This is a genomic window from Streptomyces tendae (genome assembly GCF_008632955.1).
Lineage (GTDB): Bacteria > Actinomycetota > Actinomycetes > Streptomycetales > Streptomycetaceae > Streptomyces.
Genome location: NZ_CP043959.1, coordinates 6,307,132 through 6,325,193, shown reverse-complemented (window position 1 = coordinate 6,325,193; position 18,062 = coordinate 6,307,132). Strand labels below are relative to the sequence as shown.

Here is an 18,062-nt window from a genome sequence, read left to right as displayed (position 1 = left end):
CGGGACCGGAGCCTGCCCGCCGGCCAGGCCCCTAGGCCTTGCGGTGGCCTATCAGGCGCGGCTTCGGCTCCAGGCCGTCCAGGCCGTGCCAGGCGAGGTTGACCAGATGGGCCGCCACCTCCGCCTTCTTCGGCTTGCGGACGTCCAGCCACCACTGGCCCGTCAGGGCGACCATCCCCACCAGCGCCTGCGCGTACAGCGGCGCCAGCTTCGGGTCGAAGCCGCGGCTCTTGAACTCGCGGCCCAGGATGTCCTCCACCTGGGTGGCGATGTCCGAGATCAGCGAGGCGAACGTCCCCGTCGACTGGGGGATGGGGGAGTCACGGACCAGGATGCGGAACCCGTCCGTGTACTCCTCGATGTAGTCCAGCAGGGCGAACGCGGCCTGCTCGCACAGCTCACGCGGATGTCCGGCCGTCAGCGAGCCGGTCACCATGTCCAGCAGACGCCGCATCTCGCGGTCCACGACCACCGCGTACAGCCCTTCCTTGCCGCCGAAATGCTCGTAGACCACCGGTTTGGAGACCCCGGCCTTCGCCGCGATCTCCTCCACCGACGTGCCTTCGAACCCCTTCGCCGCGAAGAGGGTGCGGCCGATCTCCAGCAGCTGCTGGCGGCGCTCCGCACCGGTCATCCGGGTGCGGCGCGCACGCCGCGGCTTGTCATTGCTGGGGGTGCTGGAGTCGGTCGCCACGGCGACCATCATGCCGCCTCGGCGGGTTCCTTCCCGCGCCGGGCGGCGCCGTCCGGGGCGACACGCCGCGAATCGATACGCGAGCGTGACGGCCACCGCACGTCGGACGCCCATCCCAGCTGCTCGAACCAGCGGATCAGCCGGGCCGAGGAGTCGACCTGCCAGCGCTCCACCCCGTGCCGCGCGGACGTCGGGTCGGCGTGGTGCAGGTTGTGCCAGGACTCACCGCACGACAGCACCGCGAGCCACCACACGTTGCCCGAACGGTCCCGCGACTTGAAGGGACGCTTGCCGACCGCGTGGCAGATCGAGTTGATCGACCACGTCACGTGGTGCAGCAGGGCCACCCGGACGAGTGAACCCCAGAAGAAGCCGGTGAAGGCGCCCCACCACGACATGGTCGCCAGGCCGCCGATCAGCGCGGGCAGCCCCAGCGACACCAGCGTCCACAGCACGAACTGGCGGGAGATCGCCCGCAGCGTGCGGTCCTTGATCAGGTCCGGCGCGTACTTCTCCTGCGGTGTCTGCTCCTCGTCGAACATCCACCCGATGTGCGCCCACCACAGGCCCTTGATCAGTGCCGGGATCGTCTCCCCGTACCGCCACGGCGAATGCGGGTCGCCCTCGGCGTCGGAGAACTTGTGGTGCTTGCGGTGATCGGCCACCCAGCGCACCAGCGGCCCCTCGACCGCCATCGAGCCGGCGATCGCCAGCGCGATCTTCAGCGGCCGCTTCGCCTTGAACGAGCCGTGGGTGAAGTGACGGTGGAAGCCGATGGTGATGCCGTGGCATCCCAGGAAGTAGAAGAAGACCAGCAGACCGAGGTCCAGCCAGCTCACCCCCCATCCCCAGGCCAGCGGCACAGCGGCCACCAGCGCCAGGAAGGGGACGACGATGAAGAGCAGCAGCGTCAGCTGCTCGATGGAGCGTTTCCGCTCCCCGCCCAGCGTGGCGGAGGGCACGTCGTCGTCGGACCGGGACTGCTTCGGGGCTTCGTCGAGCACATCGGAGCTTGAGGTCATGCGTTCCCCTGTGGGGTATGTGGAATGAGGGAAGGTGCCGAACTGCCGGAACCGCCTCTCTTTCCTACGGTCCCGTAACCTACGGCATCGTAAGTATGACAGTGCGTTGCCCGGCGGCAAGAGCCCGTGGGCCAGCGCGTCCGGCTCGACACCTATCCTTGGAAGTCGGTCGGACAGCGCGGTCCGCTCTGATTTCTTCCCGGACGTCCGGCCCGCAAGCGGCGCACGCCGCGCGAGACGCTCGTTCGGGTTCCCTCCAGACGAGCTTCAACACTGCAAGGAGCCGCACCTGTGAGCAGTGCCGACGACCAGACCACCACGACGAGCACCGAGCTGCGTGCAGACATCCGCCGACTGGGCGACCTCCTCGGGGAGACGCTGGTACGGCAGGAGGGTCCGGAGCTCCTCGACCTCGTCGAGAAGGTCCGCCGCCTCACCCGCGAGGACGGCGAGGCCGCCGCCGAGCTGCTGCGCGGCACCGAACTGGAGACGGCGGCCAAGCTGGTCCGCGCCTTCTCCACGTACTTCCACCTGGCGAACGTCACCGAACAGGTGCACCGCGGACGCGAACTGGCGGCCCGTCGCGCCGCCGAGGGCGGCCTGCTCTCCCGCACCGCCGACCGCCTCAAGGACGCCGACCCCGAGCACCTGCGCGAGACCGTCCGCAACCTCAACGTGCGGCCCGTCTTCACCGCGCACCCCACCGAGGCCGCCCGCCGCTCCGTCCTCAACAAGCTCCGCCGGATCGCCGCCCTCCTGGAGACCCCGGTGCTCGCCTCCGACCGGCGCCGCCTGGACACCCGCCTCGCGGAGAACATCGACCTCGTCTGGCAGACCGACGAACTGCGCGTGGTGCGCCCCGAGCCCGCCGACGAGGCCCGCAACGCCATCTACTACCTCGACGAACTCCACGCCGGCGCCGTCGGCGACGTCCTGGAGGACCTCACCGCCGAGCTGGAGCGCGTCGGCGTCCATCTCCCGGACGACACCCGCCCGCTGACCTTCGGCACCTGGATCGGCGGCGACCGCGACGGCAACCCCAACGTCACCCCCCAGGTCACCTGGGACGTCCTCATCCTCCAGCACGAGCACGGCATCAACGACGCCCTGGAGATGATCGACGAGCTGCGCGGCTTCCTGTCCAACTCCATCCGCTACACCGGCGCGACGGACGAGCTGCTGACCTCCCTGCAGGCCGACCTCGAAGCACTCCCCGAGATCAGCCCCCGCTACAAGCGCCTCAACGCCGAGGAGCCCTACCGGCTCAAGGCCACGTGCATCCGGCAGAAGCTGGAGAACACCAAGCTCCGCCTCGCCAAGGGCACCCCCCACGAGCCCGGCCGCGACTACCTCGGCACCGGTGAACTCCTCACCGACCTGCGGATCATCCAGGCCTCCCTGCGCGAGCACCGCGGCGGCCTCTTCGCCGACGGGCGCCTGGCCCGCACCATCCGCACCCTCGCCGCCTTCGGCCTCCAGCTCGCCACCATGGACGTCCGCGAGCACGCCGACGCCCACCACCACGCCCTCGGCCAGCTGTTCGACCGGCTGGGCGAGGAGTCCTGGCGCTACGCCGACATGCCCCGCGACTACCGCTCCAAGCTCCTCGCCAAGGAGCTGCGCAGCCGGCGCCCGCTCGCCCCCACCCCGGCGCCCGTCGACGCGGCCGGCGAGAAGACCCTCGGCGTCTTCCGGACCGTCAAGCGCGCCCTGGAGGTCTTCGGACCCGAGGTCGTCGAGTCGTACATCATCTCCATGTGCCAGGGCGCCGACGACGTCTTCGCCGCCGCGGTCCTCGCCCGCGAGGCCGGCCTGATCGACCTGCACGCCGGCTGGGCCAAGATCGGCATCGTGCCGCTGCTGGAGACCACCGACGAGCTCAAGGCCGCCGACACCATCCTCGAGGACATGCTCTCCGACCCGTCCTACCGGCGCCTCGTCGCGCTCAGGGGCGACGTCCAGGAGGTCATGCTCGGCTACTCCGACTCCTCCAAGTTCGGCGGCATCACCACCAGCCAGTGGGAGATCCATCGCGCCCAGCGCCGGCTGCGCGACGTCGCCCACCGCTACGGCGTCCGCCTGCGCCTCTTCCACGGCCGCGGCGGCACCGTGGGCCGCGGCGGCGGCCCCTCGCACGACGCGATCCTCGCCCAGCCCTGGGGCACCCTGGAGGGCGAGATCAAGGTCACCGAGCAGGGCGAGGTCATCTCCGACAAGTACCTCATCCCGTCCTTGGCCCGGGAGAACCTGGAACTGACGGTGGCCGCCACGCTGCAGGCGTCCGCGCTGCACACCGCGCCCCGCCAGTCCGGCGAGGCCCTCGCCCGCTGGGACGCCGCCATGGACGTCGTCTCCGACGCCGCCCACTCCGCGTACCGGGCCTTCGTCGAGGACCCCGACCTGCCGACGTACTTCCTCGCCTCCACGCCGGTCGACCAGCTCGCCGAACTGCACCTGGGCTCGCGGCCCTCCCGTCGCCCCGGCTCGGGCGTCTCGCTCGACGGCCTGCGCGCCATCCCGTGGGTGTTCGGCTGGACCCAGTCCCGGCAGATCGTCCCCGGCTGGTTCGGCGTCGGCTCCGGCCTCAAGGCCCTGCGCGAGGCCGGCCTGGACACCGTGCTCGACGAGATGTACGAGCAGTGGCACTTCTTCCGCAACTTCATCTCCAACGTGGAGATGACCCTCGCCAAGACCGACCTGCGGATCGCCCGCCACTACGTCGACACCCTCGTCCCCGACGAGCTCAAGCACGTCTTCGCCACCATCGAGGCGGAGCACGAGCTGACCGTCACCGAGGTGCTGCGCGTCACCGGCGAGCGGGAACTGCTGGACGCCGACCCCGTCCTCAAGCAGACCTTCGCCATCCGCGACGCCTACCTGGACCCGATCTCCTACCTCCAGGTGGCCCTGCTCAAGCGCCAGCGCGACGCGGCCGCCGCGGAGCAGCAGCCCGACCCGCTGCTCTCCCGCGCCCTGCTGCTCACCGTCAACGGCGTCGCCGCGGGCCTGCGCAACACCGGCTGACGGGCCGGCCGCACGAAAGGGCGGTGCCCCTGACCTCGAAGGAGGCCAGGGGCACCGCCCTTTCCACGCACGAGCGGCGCCTACAGCGCCACGAACGCCGCCGTCAGCACTCCCGCGCCCGCCAGCGCCATCAGCCACGCGAGCCGGGTCCGCAGCAGACCGCCCGCCACCACCACCGACGCCAGCAGCAGCGCGCCCCCGAGCGGCACCCACGCGTACAGGATCCCCGCCGGACCGGCCCGCACCGCCTCCCGGCCGCCCGGTTTCAGCACCACCGTGTAGGTACGGCCCTTCTCCACCGCCACCGAGTCGTCCAGCACCACCTTCGCGCGCGGCTGCGACCCCGGAGACAGCGGCGCGTACGGACCCGAGCAGCCGTCGTCGGCGCACCGCGTCACCTCCACCGTGCCGCGCTCGCGCCCCTTGGTCAGCATCACGTGCTGCGCCGTGCCCCACGACGCCCACACACCGGCGATCAGGATCAGCACGGCGACCGTGCCCATCGCCGCGTACCGGCCGAAACGCAGCGCGGAGCCACCGCGCGAGGAACGGACCCCAGAAGGCATGGCCGCGATCTTTGGCCATGACCTCGCGGCTGGTCAACTCGCGGGGGCCCGCCGGGCGACATGTCCCGCGAAGTCCCCCTCAGCAGGTCACGAGTTGTACGCGCTCTGCGCCCGCTCCAGCCCCTCGGTCACCAGACACTCCACCGCGTCCGCCGCCCGGTCCACGAGGTAGTCCAGCTCCTTGCGCTCCGCCGACGAGAAGTCCTTCAGCACGAAGTCCGCCACCTGCATCCGCCCCGGCGGCCGGCCGATCCCGAACCGCACCCGGTGGTACTCCCGCCCGAACGCCCCCGTCAGCGACTTCAGGCCGTTGTGCCCGTTGTCCCCGCCGCCCAGCTTCAGCCGCAGCGACCCGTAGTCGATGTCCAGCTCGTCATGGACCGCCACCACACGGTCCACCGGCACCTTGTAGAAGTCGCGCAGCGCGTTCACCGGCCCGCCCGACAGATTCATGTACGACATCGGCTTCACCAGCACCACCCGCCGGCTCCCCGGCCCCGGCGGCCCGACCCGGCCCTCCACGACCTGGGCCTGCGCCTTCGCCGCCCGCTTGAACCGGCCGCCCATCCGCTCCGCCAGCAGGTCCGCCACCATGAACCCCACGTTGTGCCGGTTCATCGCGTACCCCGGCCCCGGATTGCCCAGCCCCGCGATCAGCCAGGGACCCGCCGCACCCGCATCCGCCGTCACACCCACGCCTTCCTCCACACATACGCGTCGGCCGCCGCCCCCGCACGGGAGCAGCGGCCGACCAACGACGACTCTCTACCAGGCTCAGGCCTCGGCGGCGGCCTCGTCGCCCTCGGCACCCTCCGGGGCCTCCTCGGCCTGCGCAGCCAGGACCTGCAGCACCACGGCGTCGTCGTCCACGGACAGGGTCACACCGCTCGGCAGCGTGATCTCCTTGGCGAGGACGGAGGCGCCGGCCGCCAGACCCTCGACCGACACGGTCACGCTCTCCGGGATGTGGGTGGCCTCGGCCTCGACCGGAAGCGCGGACAGGACGTGCTCCAGCAGGTTGCCGCCGGGGGCCAGCTCGCCCTCGGTGTGCACCGGGATCTCGACCTGGACCTTCTCGCCGCGCTGCACCAGCTGCAGGTCGACGTGGACCAGGAAGCCCTTCAGCGGGTCACGCTGCACGGACTTCGGGATCGCCAGCTCGGTGCTCTTGCCGTCGATGTCCAGCGCGATCAGGACGTTCGGCGTACGCAGCGCCAGCAGCAGCTCGTGACCGGGAAGGGTCAGGTGCAGCGGGTCGGAACCGCGCCCGTACAGGACACCCGGAACCTTGTCTTCACGACGGATACGGCGCGCGGCACCCTTGCCGAACTCGGTGCGCGACGCGGCGGAGATCTTCACCTCGGACATACTCACTCCTCGAAGTCAGAAACGGACGTGGTCACCCGGCCACGAACGGCCTGCTACGAAGAGCGCGTCGATAACGGACCGCCGTACGAGCCTCAGAAGAAGCGGTACGGCCTCCCTCGCCGAGCAACTCGAGAAGTCTACTCGGACCAGGAGGCCGGACCCAAAACGATCACCGGCAGCCGAACGGACGCGCGACTGCAGAACCCTTACTGCTCGTCGAACAGGCTGGTCACGGACCCGTCCTGGAACACCTCACGCGCCGCCCGCGCGATCGTCGGAGCGATCGACAGCACCGTGATCTTGTCCAGGCTCTCGCTCAGCTCACTCGGCGTCGGCAGCGTGTTCGTGAACACGAACTCACTCACCCGCGAGTTCTTCAGCCGGTCCGCCGCCGGACCCGACAGCACACCGTGCGTCGCCGTCACGATCACGTCCTCGGCACCGTGCGCGAACAGGGCGTCCGCCGCCGCGCAGATCGTGCCGCCCGTGTCGATCATGTCGTCCACCAGGACACAGACACGGCCCTTCACCTTGCCGACGACCTCGTGCACCGTGACCTGGTTCGCCACGTCCTTGTCCCGGCGCTTGTGCACGATCGCCAGCGGCGCACCCAGCCGGTCGCACCAGCGGTCCGCCACCCGCACCCGGCCGGCGTCCGGGGACACCACCGTCAGCTTCGAGCGGTCCACCTTCGCACCCACGTAGTCCGCGAGCAGCGGCAGCGCGAACAGGTGGTCCACCGGGCCGTCGAAGAAGCCCTGGATCTGATCCGTGTGCAGATCCACCGTCAGCAGCCGGTCCGCACCCGCGGTCTTCATCAGGTCCGCGATCAGCCGCGCCGAGATCGGCTCACGGCCACGGTGCTTCTTGTCCTGACGGGCATAGCCGTAGAACGGCACGATCACCGTGATGGAACGGGCCGACGCACGCTTCAACGCGTCGATCATGATCAACTGCTCCATGATCCACTTGTTGATCGGCGCCGTGTGGCTCTGGATCAGGAAACAGTCGGCGCCACGGGCCGACTCCTGATACCGCACATAGATCTCGCCGTTCGCGAAGTCGAAGGCCTTCGTCGGGACAACCCCGACACCCAACTGCTGGGCGACCTCCTCGGCAAGCTCGGGGTGGGCGCGGCCGGAGAAGAACATCATCTTCTTCTCGCCGGTCGTCTTGATCCCGGTCACAGCACTGTCTCCTCAGAGGTTTCTCAGCTGGTGGGGGTGCGCATCTGCACCTATCACGGTACGCCGTCCCGGACGGAACGCTCTCCGGTCAGTCCTCGCCGTCCCGCTCCTGCGACGCCGCCTCCGCGGCCTTCGCGGCAGCACTCCCGGGACGCTTGCGCGCCACCCAGCCCTCGATGTTCCGCTGCTGGCCGCGAGCCACCGCCAGCGAACCGGGCGGCACATCCTTCGTGATGACCGAGCCCGCGGCCGTGTAGGCGCCGTCGCCGATCGTGACAGGAGCCACGAACATGTTGTCCGACCCGGTCCGGCAGTGCGACCCGACCGTCGTGTGATGTTTGTCCTGTCCGTCGTAATTGACGAACACACTCGCCGCACCGATGTTCGAGAACTCGCCGATCGTGGCATCCCCCACGTACGACAGGTGCGGAATCTTCGTCCCCTCACCGATCGACGCGTTCTTCGTCTCCACGTACGTACCGATCTTGCCCTTGCGCGCCAGCCGCGTCCCCGGACGCAGATACGCGAACGGACCCACCGACGCCTCCGGACCCACCTCGGCACCCATCGACACCGTGTTGTCCACCCGCGCCCCCGCACCCACCCGGGTGTCCGTCAGCCGCGTGTTCGGACCCACCTCGCAACCCTCCGCCAGATGCGTCGCACCGTGCAGCTGCGTCCCCGGGTGCACCACGACGTCCTGCTCGAACGTCACCGTCACGTCCACCCACGTCGACGCCGGGTCCACCACCGTCACGCCCGACAGCATCGCCGCCGTCAGCAGCCGCTCGTTCAGGATCCGCCGCGCCTCGGCCAGCTGCACACGGTTGTTGATCCCCGCGATCTCCCGGTGGTCACCCGCCACCGACGCACCCACCCGGTGTCCCGCCTCGCGCAGGATCCCCAGCACGTCCGTCAGGTACTCCTCACCCTGACTGTTGTCCGTCCGCACCTTCTTCAGCGCGTCCGCCAACAGGGCGCCGTCGAACGCGAACACACCCGAGTTGATCTCCCGGATCGCCCGCACCTCGTCGGAGGCGTCCTTGTGCTCCACGATCGCCGTCACCGCGCCCGAACCGTCCCGCACGATGCGCCCGTAACCGGTCGCGTCCGGCATCTCCGCCGTCAGCACCGTCACCGCGTTGCCGTCCGCCACGTGCGTCTCGGACAGCCGGCGCAGCGTCTCACCGGTCAGCAGCGGGGTGTCACCGCACACCACCACCACGGTCCCGTCCACGGAACCGCCCAGCTCCTCCAGACCCATCCGCACGGCGTGCCCCGTGCCGTTCTGCTCCGCCTGCACGGCGGTACGCGCCTCGGGGGCGACCTCGGCGAGATGGGCGGTCACCTTCTCGCGTGCGTGACCCACGACCACGACGAGGCTGGCCGGGTCCAGTTCACCGGCGGCGGCGAGTACATGGCCCACCAGGGAACGGCCACAGATGTCGTGCAGGACCTTCGGTGTGGCCGACTTCATACGGGTGCCCTCACCCGCTGCGAGAACGACGACGGCTGCCGGGCGATTGGCGCTCACGGGATGCCCTTCGGCTGTGTTGGAGGTGGGGGATGGACATCCGCAGGATACCGGGGTGTTTCCGGGGGGACATGAGAGCGGGTCCTGACCGTACCGGTCAGGACCCGAACTGAGGATGTGCTCCCGGGGGAGGACTCGAACCCCCATGATCAGAGCCAAAATCTGACGTCTTGCCCTTAGACGACCCGGGATTACCCTTATGTCCGATTTCGCGTATCGGACGAGGTGGCAGCCCCTACTATGCCGTACCACCAGCCTTCGATGCGACGGTACAGGTCGGCTCCGTTCCTCACGTCCACGCGGAGGCATCCCCGGTACGTGTCACCAGTGTTCTTCCGGTTCGTCACTGACGGACCGCGAGCTGTTCCTGCTCGGGGTGGGCCTCTACTGGGCCGAGGGCTCGAAGCGGAAACCGCACAACCCGCAGGAGAGCCGATCTCGTTCGTCGCAGCCGCTCGGGTCCGCTGCCGCTCCTCCTCGCGGAGCCGCAGCTTCGCCTCCCAGCCCCGCCGGGCGATGGCCGCCGCCTCCTCACGGCTCCGCTTCCGCTCCGGTCTCGGCAGATCCCGTACCCACAAGGAGATCGAGCTCTTCGAGCAGCCCAGCTCGACCTGGATCCGGTCGTAGGTCCAGCCCTTGAGACGGAGCTCGCGAGCTTCCGCCCGCAGGTCGTCCTTGGCGTTGGGGCGTTTGGTCCACTCCGGGGCCGGTTCGCCCTGGAGGAGGCGGTTGAGGATGTCGTTGTTGTCGACGTGGAGGCGGTCGCGGATCTGGCGTCGGCTGAGGCCTGCGCGGCGCAGGGCGACTGCCTGGTCGCGGAGGCCTTCGAAGTCGGCGTATTTGCTGGTCGGATGTGCCATGGGCATACCGTCCGGGCGGAATGGAGTGTTCCTGCCTCGAACGGTGATCGATTCAGCAGTTCGAGGGATTGTGGGGCGTATCGCGGTCGATCGGTCACTCGGTGTGGTCCGTCGCCGAGGTGAAAACTCCCCGGAAATGGGGCTGGGGGCGCCTTTAGGCTGGGGGCATGACCACGACGGGGGAAGACCATGTGACGGCCCGGGGAGGGCCCTGGTGGTGGGAGCGGCGGCGCAGTGCCGTGCTCGATGTGGGGCTCGCGGTGGTGTCCGCGCTGGAGTGCGGGTTCGAGGGGGTGCCGTTCGCCTGGGAGGCGGGCATCCCGGTCGCCGTGGGGGTGCTGTTCGGGCTGGCGGCCGGGTCGGTGCTGCTGGTGCGGCGCCGGTGGCCGATCGCGGTGGTGCTGGTGGCGATCGCGGTGACGCCGGCGGCGATGGGGTTCCTGCTGGGGATCGTGGGGCTGTATTCGCTGGCCGCGTCGGATCTGCCGCGCCGGATCATCGGGTCGCTGGCGGGCATGCAGTCGGTGGGTGTGCTGATCGTGATGTTCGTGCGGATGCGGCAGGACATCGCGCGGGGGGACGTGGACGTCGGTGACTGGCTGGTGCCGTTCGCGTCGGTGACGATGGCGCTGGGTGTGACGGCTCCGCCGGTGCTGCTGGGTCTGTACGTCGGGGCGCGGCGGCGGCTGATGGAGAGTCTGCGGGAGCGGGCGGACAGTCTGGAGCGGGAGCTTCAGCTGCTCGCGGAGCGGGCGGAGGAGCGCGCGGAGTGGGCGCGGGGTGAGGAGCGGACCCGGATCGCGCGGGAGATGCACGACGTGGTGGCGCACCGGGTGAGTCTGATGGTGGTGCACGCGGCGGCGTTGCAGGCGGTGGCTCGTAAGGACCCGGAGAAGGCGGTGAAGAACGCCGCGCTGGTGGGGGACATGGGCCGGCAGGCGCTGACGGAGCTGCGGGAGATGCTCGGGGTGCTGCGTGCGGGCGGGGACGCCGTGCGGTCGCGGGCGCAGGGGCGTCGGTGCCGCTCGCGGCGGTGGGTGTGGCCGCGCGGCGGCCGCGTCGCGGGTGGTGCGGGAGGAGGCGGTCGAGGGGCCGTCGTTGTCGGAGATCGACGAGTTGGTGGGGCAGTCGGCCGCGGCGGGGATGGTCGTCGATCTGTCGGTGGAGGGGGAGTGCCGGTCGTACGCGCCGGAGGTGGAGGCGACGGCGTACCGGGTGGTGCAGGAGGCGTTGACGAACGTCCACAAGCACGCGGCGGGTGCGAAGACGTATGTGCGTCTGGCGCACCGGGTGTCGGAGATCGCGATGCAGGTGGAGAACGAGCCGCCGTCGGGGCGGGGTCGTCGGCGGGGCTGCCGTCGGGCGGCAACGGTCTGGTGGGGATGCGGGAGCGGGTGTCCGCGCTGGGCGGGGTGTTCGTGTCGGGGCCGACGGACGCGGGGGTTTCCGGGTGTCGGCGGTGATTCCGGCGTCGTAGGGCGCCGTGGTTGCGGCGGGGGCGGCCCGGGGTGGGGGAGCTCGCGGTGGGGGTCAGCCCGCGGTGAGGCGCTGGGGCTGGATGCCGGAGACCAGGGTGGCGAGGGCGTGGTCGATGTCGGGGCCGAGGTACCAGTCGCCGGTGTGGTCGAGGGCGTAGACGCGGCCCTGTGCGTCGATGGCGAGGAGTGCCTGGGTGTCGGTCTCGGCGCCGAGGGGGCAGACCTCGGTGTCCAGGGCGCGGCCGAGGTCGCCGAGGGTGCGGGCGAGGTGGAGGCCGTGCATCGGGTCGAGGTGGAGTGCGGTGGGGGCGACCTGTCGGCCGGGTCCGGTGGGCCGGATGTGGAGTCCGCCGAATTCGGCCCAGGCTTCGACGGCTGCGGGGAAGACGGTGTGCCGGTGTCCGGCGGGCGAGGTGTGGTCGCGGAGGGTGTCGGCCCAGACCTCGGCCTGTTTGATGTCCCAGCGTCCGGGCTGCCAGCCGCCGGCGCGCAGTGCGGCGTCGACGGGCACGGCGAACCTGGTGGTCGAGGTGCGGTCGGTGTGCATCGGCCCTTCGTTCGTCGAGGTCGTGTGGTGGTGCGGGGGGTGGTTCAGCCGTCGGTGGCGGGGTCGACCGTGCGGACGCCGAAGTGGGCGGTGAGGGCGGTGCAGGCGCGGCAGGGGGCGGCGTAGCTGCCGTGGAGGGGGTCGCCGTCCTCGCGGATGCGGCGGGTGGTGAGTTTGGCGTGCTTGAGGGCCCTGCGGGCCTCGCCGTTGGTCATGGGCTTGCGGGCGGCGCGCTTGCTGCGGGCGGCGTCGGCGGTGGCGATGTGCCGGGAGATGAGGATCGTTTCGGCGCAGCGCCCGGTGAAGCGGTCGCGCTGGTCGCTGGTGAGGGTGTCGAGGAAGTCCTGCACGAGCGGGTGGAGCGCGGGGGGTGTGTCGCCGCGGGCGGCGGTGCCGGTGAGGGTGGCGCCGCGGACGGACAGGGCGGCGGCGATGGTGGGGAGGATGCCGTCGCGGCGGTGCAGGAGGGCGGGCGCGTGGGTGGTGTCGGTGGCGCTCCAGCCGACGCGGGGGTCGCCGGAGTGGGGGCGGCCGGTTGGTCCGGTGTGCGTCCCCGTCTGCGTCGCGTTCATGATCGTCATCCCCTCCCGAGCATCCCCCCGGTGGTCACAGAGTGCCAAATCGGGTGGCTGCTGGGGAAGCTGGGGCGGGGCGACACGCCAGGGCGGGGGCGGGCTGTCACGGCAGGGTGACGACCGGTCACGGAAGCGGAGGGGTGGGTGACCGGTGCCGGTGACCGGCGGAGGCGTACCGCATAGGCTGTCGGCACCGCGATCCGGCGGTGTTCCGCGTGCGGGCGCCGGGGGGTCGCGGAGGCAGAAGCAGTACAGACGGACGTGACAGTCGAACACGTTCCGTGACGGTCCGACGGTGGGCCGGGGCGGGGCGTACAGAGTGCCGCAGGGGGCAACCGCCATGACGACAGGTCGGCTCGGGCAGACCGCCGCGCCGCCGAACGCGGCCTACGCCGGGCAGGTCGTGCACTTCCCGGATCCGGTGCGGGCGGCCCGTCACCCGAGAGGGGTGCGGGTGGACGAGCGCGGCTACCCCGATTTCTCGCCCTACGCGCGCGCGGCCGCGGAGATCGCGGATCCGCCGGAGGGTTTCGGTGTCGACGAGCTGCGGCTGACGGACTACGTGTCGGCGAACGCGGCGCTGGCGGCGACGGGTCACGAGCTGTGGGACACGGTGCCGGCGGTGGCGACGCCGCACGGCTGGACGTGGCATCACGTGGCGGGTACGCGCCGTGTGGAGCTGGTGCCGGTCGAGGTGAAGGCGCTGTTGCGGCATCACGGCGGTGTGGCGACGGCGTCGGTGGACCACGGCAAGCGGGGCACGCGGCCGTTGCAGGAGACGCGTCCGGCGCACTTCGGTCTGCCGAAGTCGGGTGTGGCGGTGACGGAGTCGCAGGTGCTGGGGGTCGAGGAGGACCTCGGGTACCGGCTGCCGGGCGCGTACCGGTCGTTCCTGAAGGCGGCGGGCGGCTGTGCGCCGGTGGGTACGGCGCTGGACGCGGAGCTGGGTCTGCTGGTGGACCAGCCGTTCTTCACGGTGCGGGACGAGGCCGCGGTGAACGACCTCGTGTACGTGAACAAGTGTCTGCGGGACCATCTGACGAAGGACTACCTGTGCGTGGCGTTCGTGCAGGGCGGTCTGCTGGCCGTGAAGGTGAGGGGCGAGCGGCAGGGTTCGGTGTGGTTCTGCGCGTACGACGACGTGCGGGACGTGGATCCGTCCTGGCCGCCGGCGGAGCGGGTGGAGCGGCTGCTGCTGCCCTGCGGTGAGGACTTCGACACGTTCCTGTCGCGGCTCGCGGGGTCTCCTCCGGAGTTGGAGACGGTGGCGAATCTGATGGTGGACGGCGGGTTCGCGCGTGCCGTCCCGGTTTCTTCCGCGGGGGAGTGAGTCGTAGCGATGGTGACGTTCGCGCAGGCGCAGGAGCGCGCGGAGGAGTGGGTCAACGGGGACGTGCCGGCGTACCAGCACCGTGAGGTGCGGGTGCGGGAGTTCGACCTCGGGTTCGTGGTGTGGGCGGAGGACCGTGCGGACGGGCCTCGTTCGGACGGTGGTGCGCAGCGGTTGGTGATCGCGCGGGACAGCGGTGAGGCGACGCTGTGGCCGGCGCTGCCGGTGGGTGAGGTGATCCGCCGGTACGAGGAGGAGTACGGGCGGGACGAGTCGGCGGCCGAGGAGCCGCCGCCGGCGCCCGCGGCGCGGGTGGATCTGAACCAGACGTCGTTCCTGCTGAGTCCGCCGGAGTGGCTTCAGGAGGCGGCGGACCGGCTGGGCATTCCGGACCGGCGTTCGGAGACGTCGGGGGGCGGGACGGCCGGCGGGTCCGACGGCGGGTCGGCGGGGGCCGGGTCCGCGGGTGCCGCGGTGCCGGCGCCTTCGGCGGCTCCGGACGCCAGTTGGGCCTCGTCGTCGGCGGGTGCGGGGCGGACCGCCGGGTCCGCCGACTCCGCGCATGCCGCCGACTCCGCGCACGCCGCCGGTTCCGCGCACGACCCCGCCGGCGCGTCGGCGGGTTCCGGGGCGTCGGGTTCCGGTGCGGGCGGTTCCGTGCCGGGCGGTTCCGCGTCCGGTGACGGCAGCGGGACCGCGTGGCCGGCGGCCGGCGGGAGCGCCCCGGACGCGGGCACGCCGTGGGCCGGTACGGACACCACGGCGGACGCCGGTGAGGACCGTTCCGTGCCGCTGCCGGAGACGGTGTTCGCGCCGCAGCTGAACGAGCCGGCCGAGGACGCCCCGGCGACGCCCGAGGCGCGGACGACGCTGATGTCGGGCGGCAGCGGGCTCCCGGCGACGGCGGTCGCCCGGGCGCTCCCTGACGGTGGTGCGGGGCAGGCCACGCCGCCTCCGCCCACCCAGGCCGGTGCTCCCGCGCCCGGCACGCCGGCTCCCGGTAGTCCCGCGCCGGGCGCTCCCGTGCCGCCGCCTGCGGTTCCGGGTGCGCCGCAGCGGCCGCCCGCGCCGAACGCGGGTGACATCGCCGACGCCGCGACCAGCAAGGCGACCCCGCCGAGGCGCGGTCAGGGCGCGACGACCCCGCCGCCCCCGGGCGCTCCGGGGACGCCGGGCGCCCGCCCGGGCGGCACCCCCGCGCCCCCGCCGGGTCCGGCGGGCGGTTACGTGCCCACGCAGATGGTGTCGTCGCTGGGTCCGGAGGGACCCGGCACGCCCACGCCGCCTCCGCCGGGCGCGCCCGCTCCGGGTGCCCCGACGCCGCCGCCCGGTGCGCCGAACACGCCCGGCGGTACGCCGCCGGGCGGGATGCACCACGCCGCGACGATGCTCGCCGACCCCAACGCCCCGGGGGCCGGTGCGCCCACGCCTCCGGGACCGCCCCCGGGTGCGCCGGGCGCCCCGGGTGCCCCTCAGCCTCCCGGCCCGCCCGGTCAGCCGGGTCAGCCCGGCGCTCCGCAGCCTCCCGGTCCGCCCGGAGCCCCCGGCGCCCCGCCGGTGCACCACGCGGAGACGGTGCTGGCCGCGCCCCCGGTCGGCGCTCCCGGAGCGCCCCCGCCCCCGGCGCCCCCCGGTGTGCCCGGTGTGCCCGGCGGCGCGCCGCCGATGGTTCCCGGCGCCATGCCCCCGGGAACGCCTCCGCCCGGTGTTCCCGCGCCGGGGCAGCCGCAGGCGTACGGCTATCCGCAGCAGCCCTCCGGTCAGCCGACCGTGGGCCCGGGCTACCAGGCCGTGCTGCGCTACCGAGCGCAGGACGGCTCCGAGCAGCAGCTGATCCGGCGGTCCGCGCCGGGCACGCCGCACCCGGAGTGGCAGATCTTCCACGAGCTGCGCGCCATGAACGTGCCGCCCGGCCAGGTGCTGGAGCTGCACACGGAACTGGAGTCGTGCGAGCTGCCGGGCGCGTACTGCGCGCGGATGATCCGCGAGCAGTGGCCGCAGGCGCGGATCACGTCCATCGCGCCCTACGGCACCGACCACGCGAGCCGGCAGCAGGGCATGCGGCAGCTCCTCGCCCACCAGGGGGAGCTGCACCAGGTGGCGGACGGGCCGGCGCGTCCGGCGCCGGTGCGGGCGCCGATCCCGCCGGTGCAGCCGGCCCCGCCGATCCCGCCGGAGGCGATCGCGCAGGAGCTGGCCGCCGCGTTCGGGCCGGGCGTGTTCCGGTTCGAGCACGCGGCGGTGTCCCGGCAGGGTGTGCCGCCGGTCGTGGCGCAGACGCTGGTGACGGCGGGTCTGCCGATGGACATGGGGCCGTTCTTCTGGGCGCAGGCCCAGCCGGGCCGTCCGGTGCCGACGCTGGCGGAGCTGGCCGCGGAGCGGGCGGTGCAGCCGGCGCCGGACGCGGGCTCGTACCTGGTGATGGGCAGCGACTTCGGCCGGGCGATCTGTGTGCAGTACGGCACGGCGAACATCGTCGCGGTGCCCGTGGAGGCCGGTCCGGGCGGTACGGCCGTACCGCCGCAGTTCGTGAACACCGGTCTGCCGGAGTTCACGCGGTGCCTGGCGCTGCTGGGCCGGATGTGGCGGCTGCGGTTCGGGCTGAACCAGGAGCAGGCGGGCCGCTGGACGGTGGACTTCCAGGCCCAGCTCGCGGCGCTCGACCCGGCGGCGCTGGGGTCGCCGGAGAGCTGGTGGTCGGTGCTGCTGGAGCAGATGTGGGACGGGCTGCTGTGAGCCGCCGCCCCTGAGGGAGCACACCCGTGGCCGGGCCCGGTCGTCGTCCGACGACCGGGCCCGGCTTTCGTCCGCCCGCCCGCCGGTGAGCCCCGCGGCCGTCTCCGGTTCCGTGTCTCGGGGCCGTCAAGCGGAGTGTCGCGTTATGAACACTTCCGTGTCATCCATCAAGATGTGCGCGATTCATCCCATTTCGGGCTCGGTCGTCGTGCTGGGCTTCATGTCCGTCGGTGGAAGGGGTTCCAGGGTGAGCAGCGCATCGGTGTCGTCACGGGGATTCGAGATCGTACGGGGGCGCGGGTACCGCCCCTTGCAGGTGATCGCGTACGTCGAGGCGCTGTCGGACGACCGGGACGCCGCCTGGGAACGGGCGGCGCGCCTCACCGTGCTCGCCCGGGAGATGGAGGAGGAGCTGGAGCGGCTGCGGGTGCTGGTGGCGAGCCTGCCGGAGCAGACGTACGAGTCGCTCGGGGACGGCGCCGGACGGCTGTTCCTGCTGGCGCTGGAGGAGGCGACGGCCGTACGGGAGTCCGCGCGGCAGCACGCGCGGGACCTGACGGACCTGGCGCGCGACGACGCCGCCGGGGTGGAGGATGCGGCGCGGGCCTACGCCGCCGCGCTGCGCGCCGTCGCCGACGAGTACGCCCGGGAGCGGCTGGCCGCGGCCCGCGAGGTGGCCGACGAGATCCGCATCGAGGCCCGGCTGGAGGTCAAGGAGCGGCGCTCCCGCGCGCTGGCGGAGGTGCGCCGGATGCGTGAGCGCACTTCCGGGATGCTCGCCGAGGAGGCCGGCGCGCAGGCGGAACGGCTGGACGAGGTCGCGCGTGAGGAGGCCGCGCGGGCGGCCGAGATGGAGGCCCGGCACGCGGAGGCGGAGGCGCGCGCCGAGCGGATGCTGGCCGAGGCGCGGCAGGTGTTCGCCGACGCGGAGGAGGCGGCCGTGCGGTGCGCGGAGGAGGCGCGGGAGCGCGCGGCGGAGGTGCTCGCCGAGGCGCGCACCCGCGTGGAGGGCGTGGAGCGGGAGACCGAACGGGTGCTGCGCGAGCACGCCGACCGGCGGGAGGACGTGCAGACGCAGATGGACCACGTGTGCGCCAGCCTCAGCGCGCTGACGGGCCGTGCGGTGGAGTGACGGCCGGCG

Annotated in this window: 14 protein-coding genes, 1 tRNA gene and 1 pseudogene; 5 read left to right on the top strand and 11 right to left on the bottom strand. The window is 72.2% G+C overall.

Annotated elements, in window-relative coordinates; genetic code table 11:
• Window positions 1-31: 31 nt before the first annotated feature.
• Window positions 32-706 (bottom strand): TetR/AcrR family transcriptional regulator, encoded by a 675-nt coding sequence (locus F3L20_RS28905; protein ID WP_145826918.1) that lies wholly within the window; start codon window positions 704-706, stop codon window positions 32-34.
• On the bottom strand, window positions 703-1,716 hold the full coding sequence (locus F3L20_RS28900) for an acyl-CoA desaturase (protein WP_150156792.1): 1,014 nt from the start codon (window positions 1,714-1,716) through the stop codon (window positions 703-705). The genes F3L20_RS28905 and F3L20_RS28900 overlap by 4 nt, the downstream gene beginning before the upstream one ends.
• A 291-nt stretch (window positions 1,717-2,007) precedes the next feature.
• Between F3L20_RS28900 and ppc the strand changes: the two genes are divergently transcribed.
• Window positions 2,008-4,740, top strand: coding sequence for a phosphoenolpyruvate carboxylase (gene ppc, locus F3L20_RS28895; protein WP_150156791.1), 2,733 nt, complete (start codon window positions 2,008-2,010; stop codon window positions 4,738-4,740).
• 80 nt (window positions 4,741-4,820) lie between these two features.
• Here ppc and F3L20_RS28890 read toward each other — a convergent pair whose 3' ends face one another.
• From F3L20_RS28890 to F3L20_RS28860, 7 genes are all read right to left on the bottom strand, one after another.
• Window positions 4,821-5,306: a hypothetical protein gene (locus tag F3L20_RS28890; protein ID WP_145826921.1), complete on the bottom strand. Its 486-nt coding sequence runs from the start codon at window positions 5,304-5,306 to the stop codon at window positions 4,821-4,823.
• 87 nt (window positions 5,307-5,393) lie between these two features.
• A complete protein-coding gene (gene pth, locus F3L20_RS28885; protein ID WP_150156790.1) occupies window positions 5,394-6,002 on the bottom strand; it encodes an aminoacyl-tRNA hydrolase in 609 nt (202 codons plus the stop codon).
• A 78-nt stretch (window positions 6,003-6,080) separates the two neighbouring features.
• A complete protein-coding gene (locus F3L20_RS28880) occupies window positions 6,081-6,674 on the bottom strand; it encodes a 50S ribosomal protein L25/general stress protein Ctc (RefSeq protein WP_145826922.1) in 594 nt (197 codons plus the stop codon).
• A 206-nt stretch (window positions 6,675-6,880) separates the two neighbouring features.
• The gene (locus F3L20_RS28875; RefSeq protein WP_024886538.1) at window positions 6,881-7,861 is read right to left on the bottom strand and encodes a ribose-phosphate diphosphokinase; all 981 of its coding nucleotides are present in this window, start codon (window positions 7,859-7,861) and stop codon (window positions 6,881-6,883) included.
• 88 nt (window positions 7,862-7,949) lie between these two features.
• Window positions 7,950-9,395, bottom strand: a complete 1,446-nt coding sequence (gene glmU, locus F3L20_RS28870; protein WP_150156789.1) for a bifunctional UDP-N-acetylglucosamine diphosphorylase/glucosamine-1-phosphate N-acetyltransferase GlmU — start codon at window positions 9,393-9,395, stop codon at window positions 7,950-7,952.
• 120 nt (window positions 9,396-9,515) lie between these two features.
• Window positions 9,516-9,586 (bottom strand) — tRNA-Gln (locus tag F3L20_RS28865).
• Window positions 9,587-9,592: 6 nt separating this feature from the next.
• Window positions 9,593-10,255, bottom strand: coding sequence for a hypothetical protein (locus F3L20_RS28860; RefSeq protein ID WP_150156788.1), 663 nt, complete (start codon window positions 10,253-10,255; stop codon window positions 9,593-9,595).
• 167 nt (window positions 10,256-10,422) lie between these two features.
• Here F3L20_RS28860 and F3L20_RS28855 point away from each other — a divergent pair.
• Window positions 10,423-11,732 (top strand): annotated as a pseudogene (locus F3L20_RS28855) (sensor histidine kinase).
• A gap of 53 nt (window positions 11,733-11,785) precedes the next feature.
• Here the strand turns inward: F3L20_RS28855 and F3L20_RS28850 are convergent.
• Both F3L20_RS28850 and F3L20_RS28845 read right to left on the bottom strand, forming a co-directional pair.
• Window positions 11,786-12,280 (bottom strand): SUKH-3 domain-containing protein, encoded by a 495-nt coding sequence (locus F3L20_RS28850; protein WP_150156787.1) that lies wholly within the window; start codon window positions 12,278-12,280, stop codon window positions 11,786-11,788.
• A gap of 44 nt (window positions 12,281-12,324) precedes the next feature.
• Window positions 12,325-12,852 carry a YwqJ-related putative deaminase gene (locus F3L20_RS28845; RefSeq protein ID WP_150156786.1) on the bottom strand — a complete coding sequence of 176 codons (528 nt, stop codon included), beginning with the start codon at window positions 12,850-12,852 and terminating at the stop codon, window positions 12,325-12,327.
• A 343-nt stretch (window positions 12,853-13,195) separates the two neighbouring features.
• On the opposite strand from F3L20_RS28845, the gene F3L20_RS28840 reads away from it, so the two are divergent.
• The 3 genes from F3L20_RS28840 to F3L20_RS28830 all read left to right on the top strand — a co-directional run bounded on the left by F3L20_RS28840 (window position 13,196) and on the right by F3L20_RS28830 (window position 18,053).
• Complete coding sequence (locus tag F3L20_RS28840) at window positions 13,196-14,185, top strand: SMI1/KNR4 family protein (RefSeq protein ID WP_145826927.1); 990 nt, start codon at window positions 13,196-13,198, stop codon at window positions 14,183-14,185.
• 9 nt (window positions 14,186-14,194) lie between these two features.
• Entirely contained in the window at window positions 14,195-16,921 is a 2,727-nt protein-coding gene (locus tag F3L20_RS28835; RefSeq protein WP_150156785.1) for an SUKH-4 family immunity protein, read from the top strand.
• A 247-nt stretch (window positions 16,922-17,168) separates the two neighbouring features.
• Window positions 17,169-18,053 (top strand): cellulose-binding protein, encoded by an 885-nt coding sequence (locus F3L20_RS28830; RefSeq protein WP_150156784.1) that lies wholly within the window; start codon window positions 17,169-17,171, stop codon window positions 18,051-18,053.
• The last annotated feature ends 9 nt before the right edge of the window (window positions 18,054-18,062 follow it).

Bases quoted from the DNA above. Each gene is read 5' to 3' on its own strand.
- F3L20_RS28905 (WP_145826918.1), bottom strand. From the start codon at position 706: ATGATGGTCGCCGTGGCGACCGACTCCAGCACCCCCAGCAATGACAAG.
- F3L20_RS28900 (WP_150156792.1), bottom strand. From the start codon at position 1,716: ATGACCTCAAGCTCCGATGTGCTCGACGAAGCCCCGAAGCAGTCCCGG.
- F3L20_RS28890 (WP_145826921.1), bottom strand. From the start codon at position 5,306: ATGCCTTCTGGGGTCCGTTCCTCGCGCGGTGGCTCCGCGCTGCGTTTC.
- F3L20_RS28880 (WP_145826922.1), bottom strand. From the start codon at position 6,674: ATGTCCGAGGTGAAGATCTCCGCCGCGTCGCGCACCGAGTTCGGCAAG.
- F3L20_RS28860 (WP_150156788.1), bottom strand. From the start codon at position 10,255: ATGGCACATCCGACCAGCAAATACGCCGACTTCGAAGGCCTCCGCGAC.
- F3L20_RS28850 (WP_150156787.1), bottom strand. From the start codon at position 12,280: ATGCACACCGACCGCACCTCGACCACCAGGTTCGCCGTGCCCGTCGAC.
- F3L20_RS28845 (WP_150156786.1), bottom strand. From the start codon at position 12,852: ATGAACGCGACGCAGACGGGGACGCACACCGGACCAACCGGCCGCCCC.
- F3L20_RS28840 (WP_145826927.1), top strand. From the start codon at position 13,196: ATGACGACAGGTCGGCTCGGGCAGACCGCCGCGCCGCCGAACGCGGCC.
- F3L20_RS28835 (WP_150156785.1), top strand. From the start codon at position 14,195: ATGGTGACGTTCGCGCAGGCGCAGGAGCGCGCGGAGGAGTGGGTCAAC.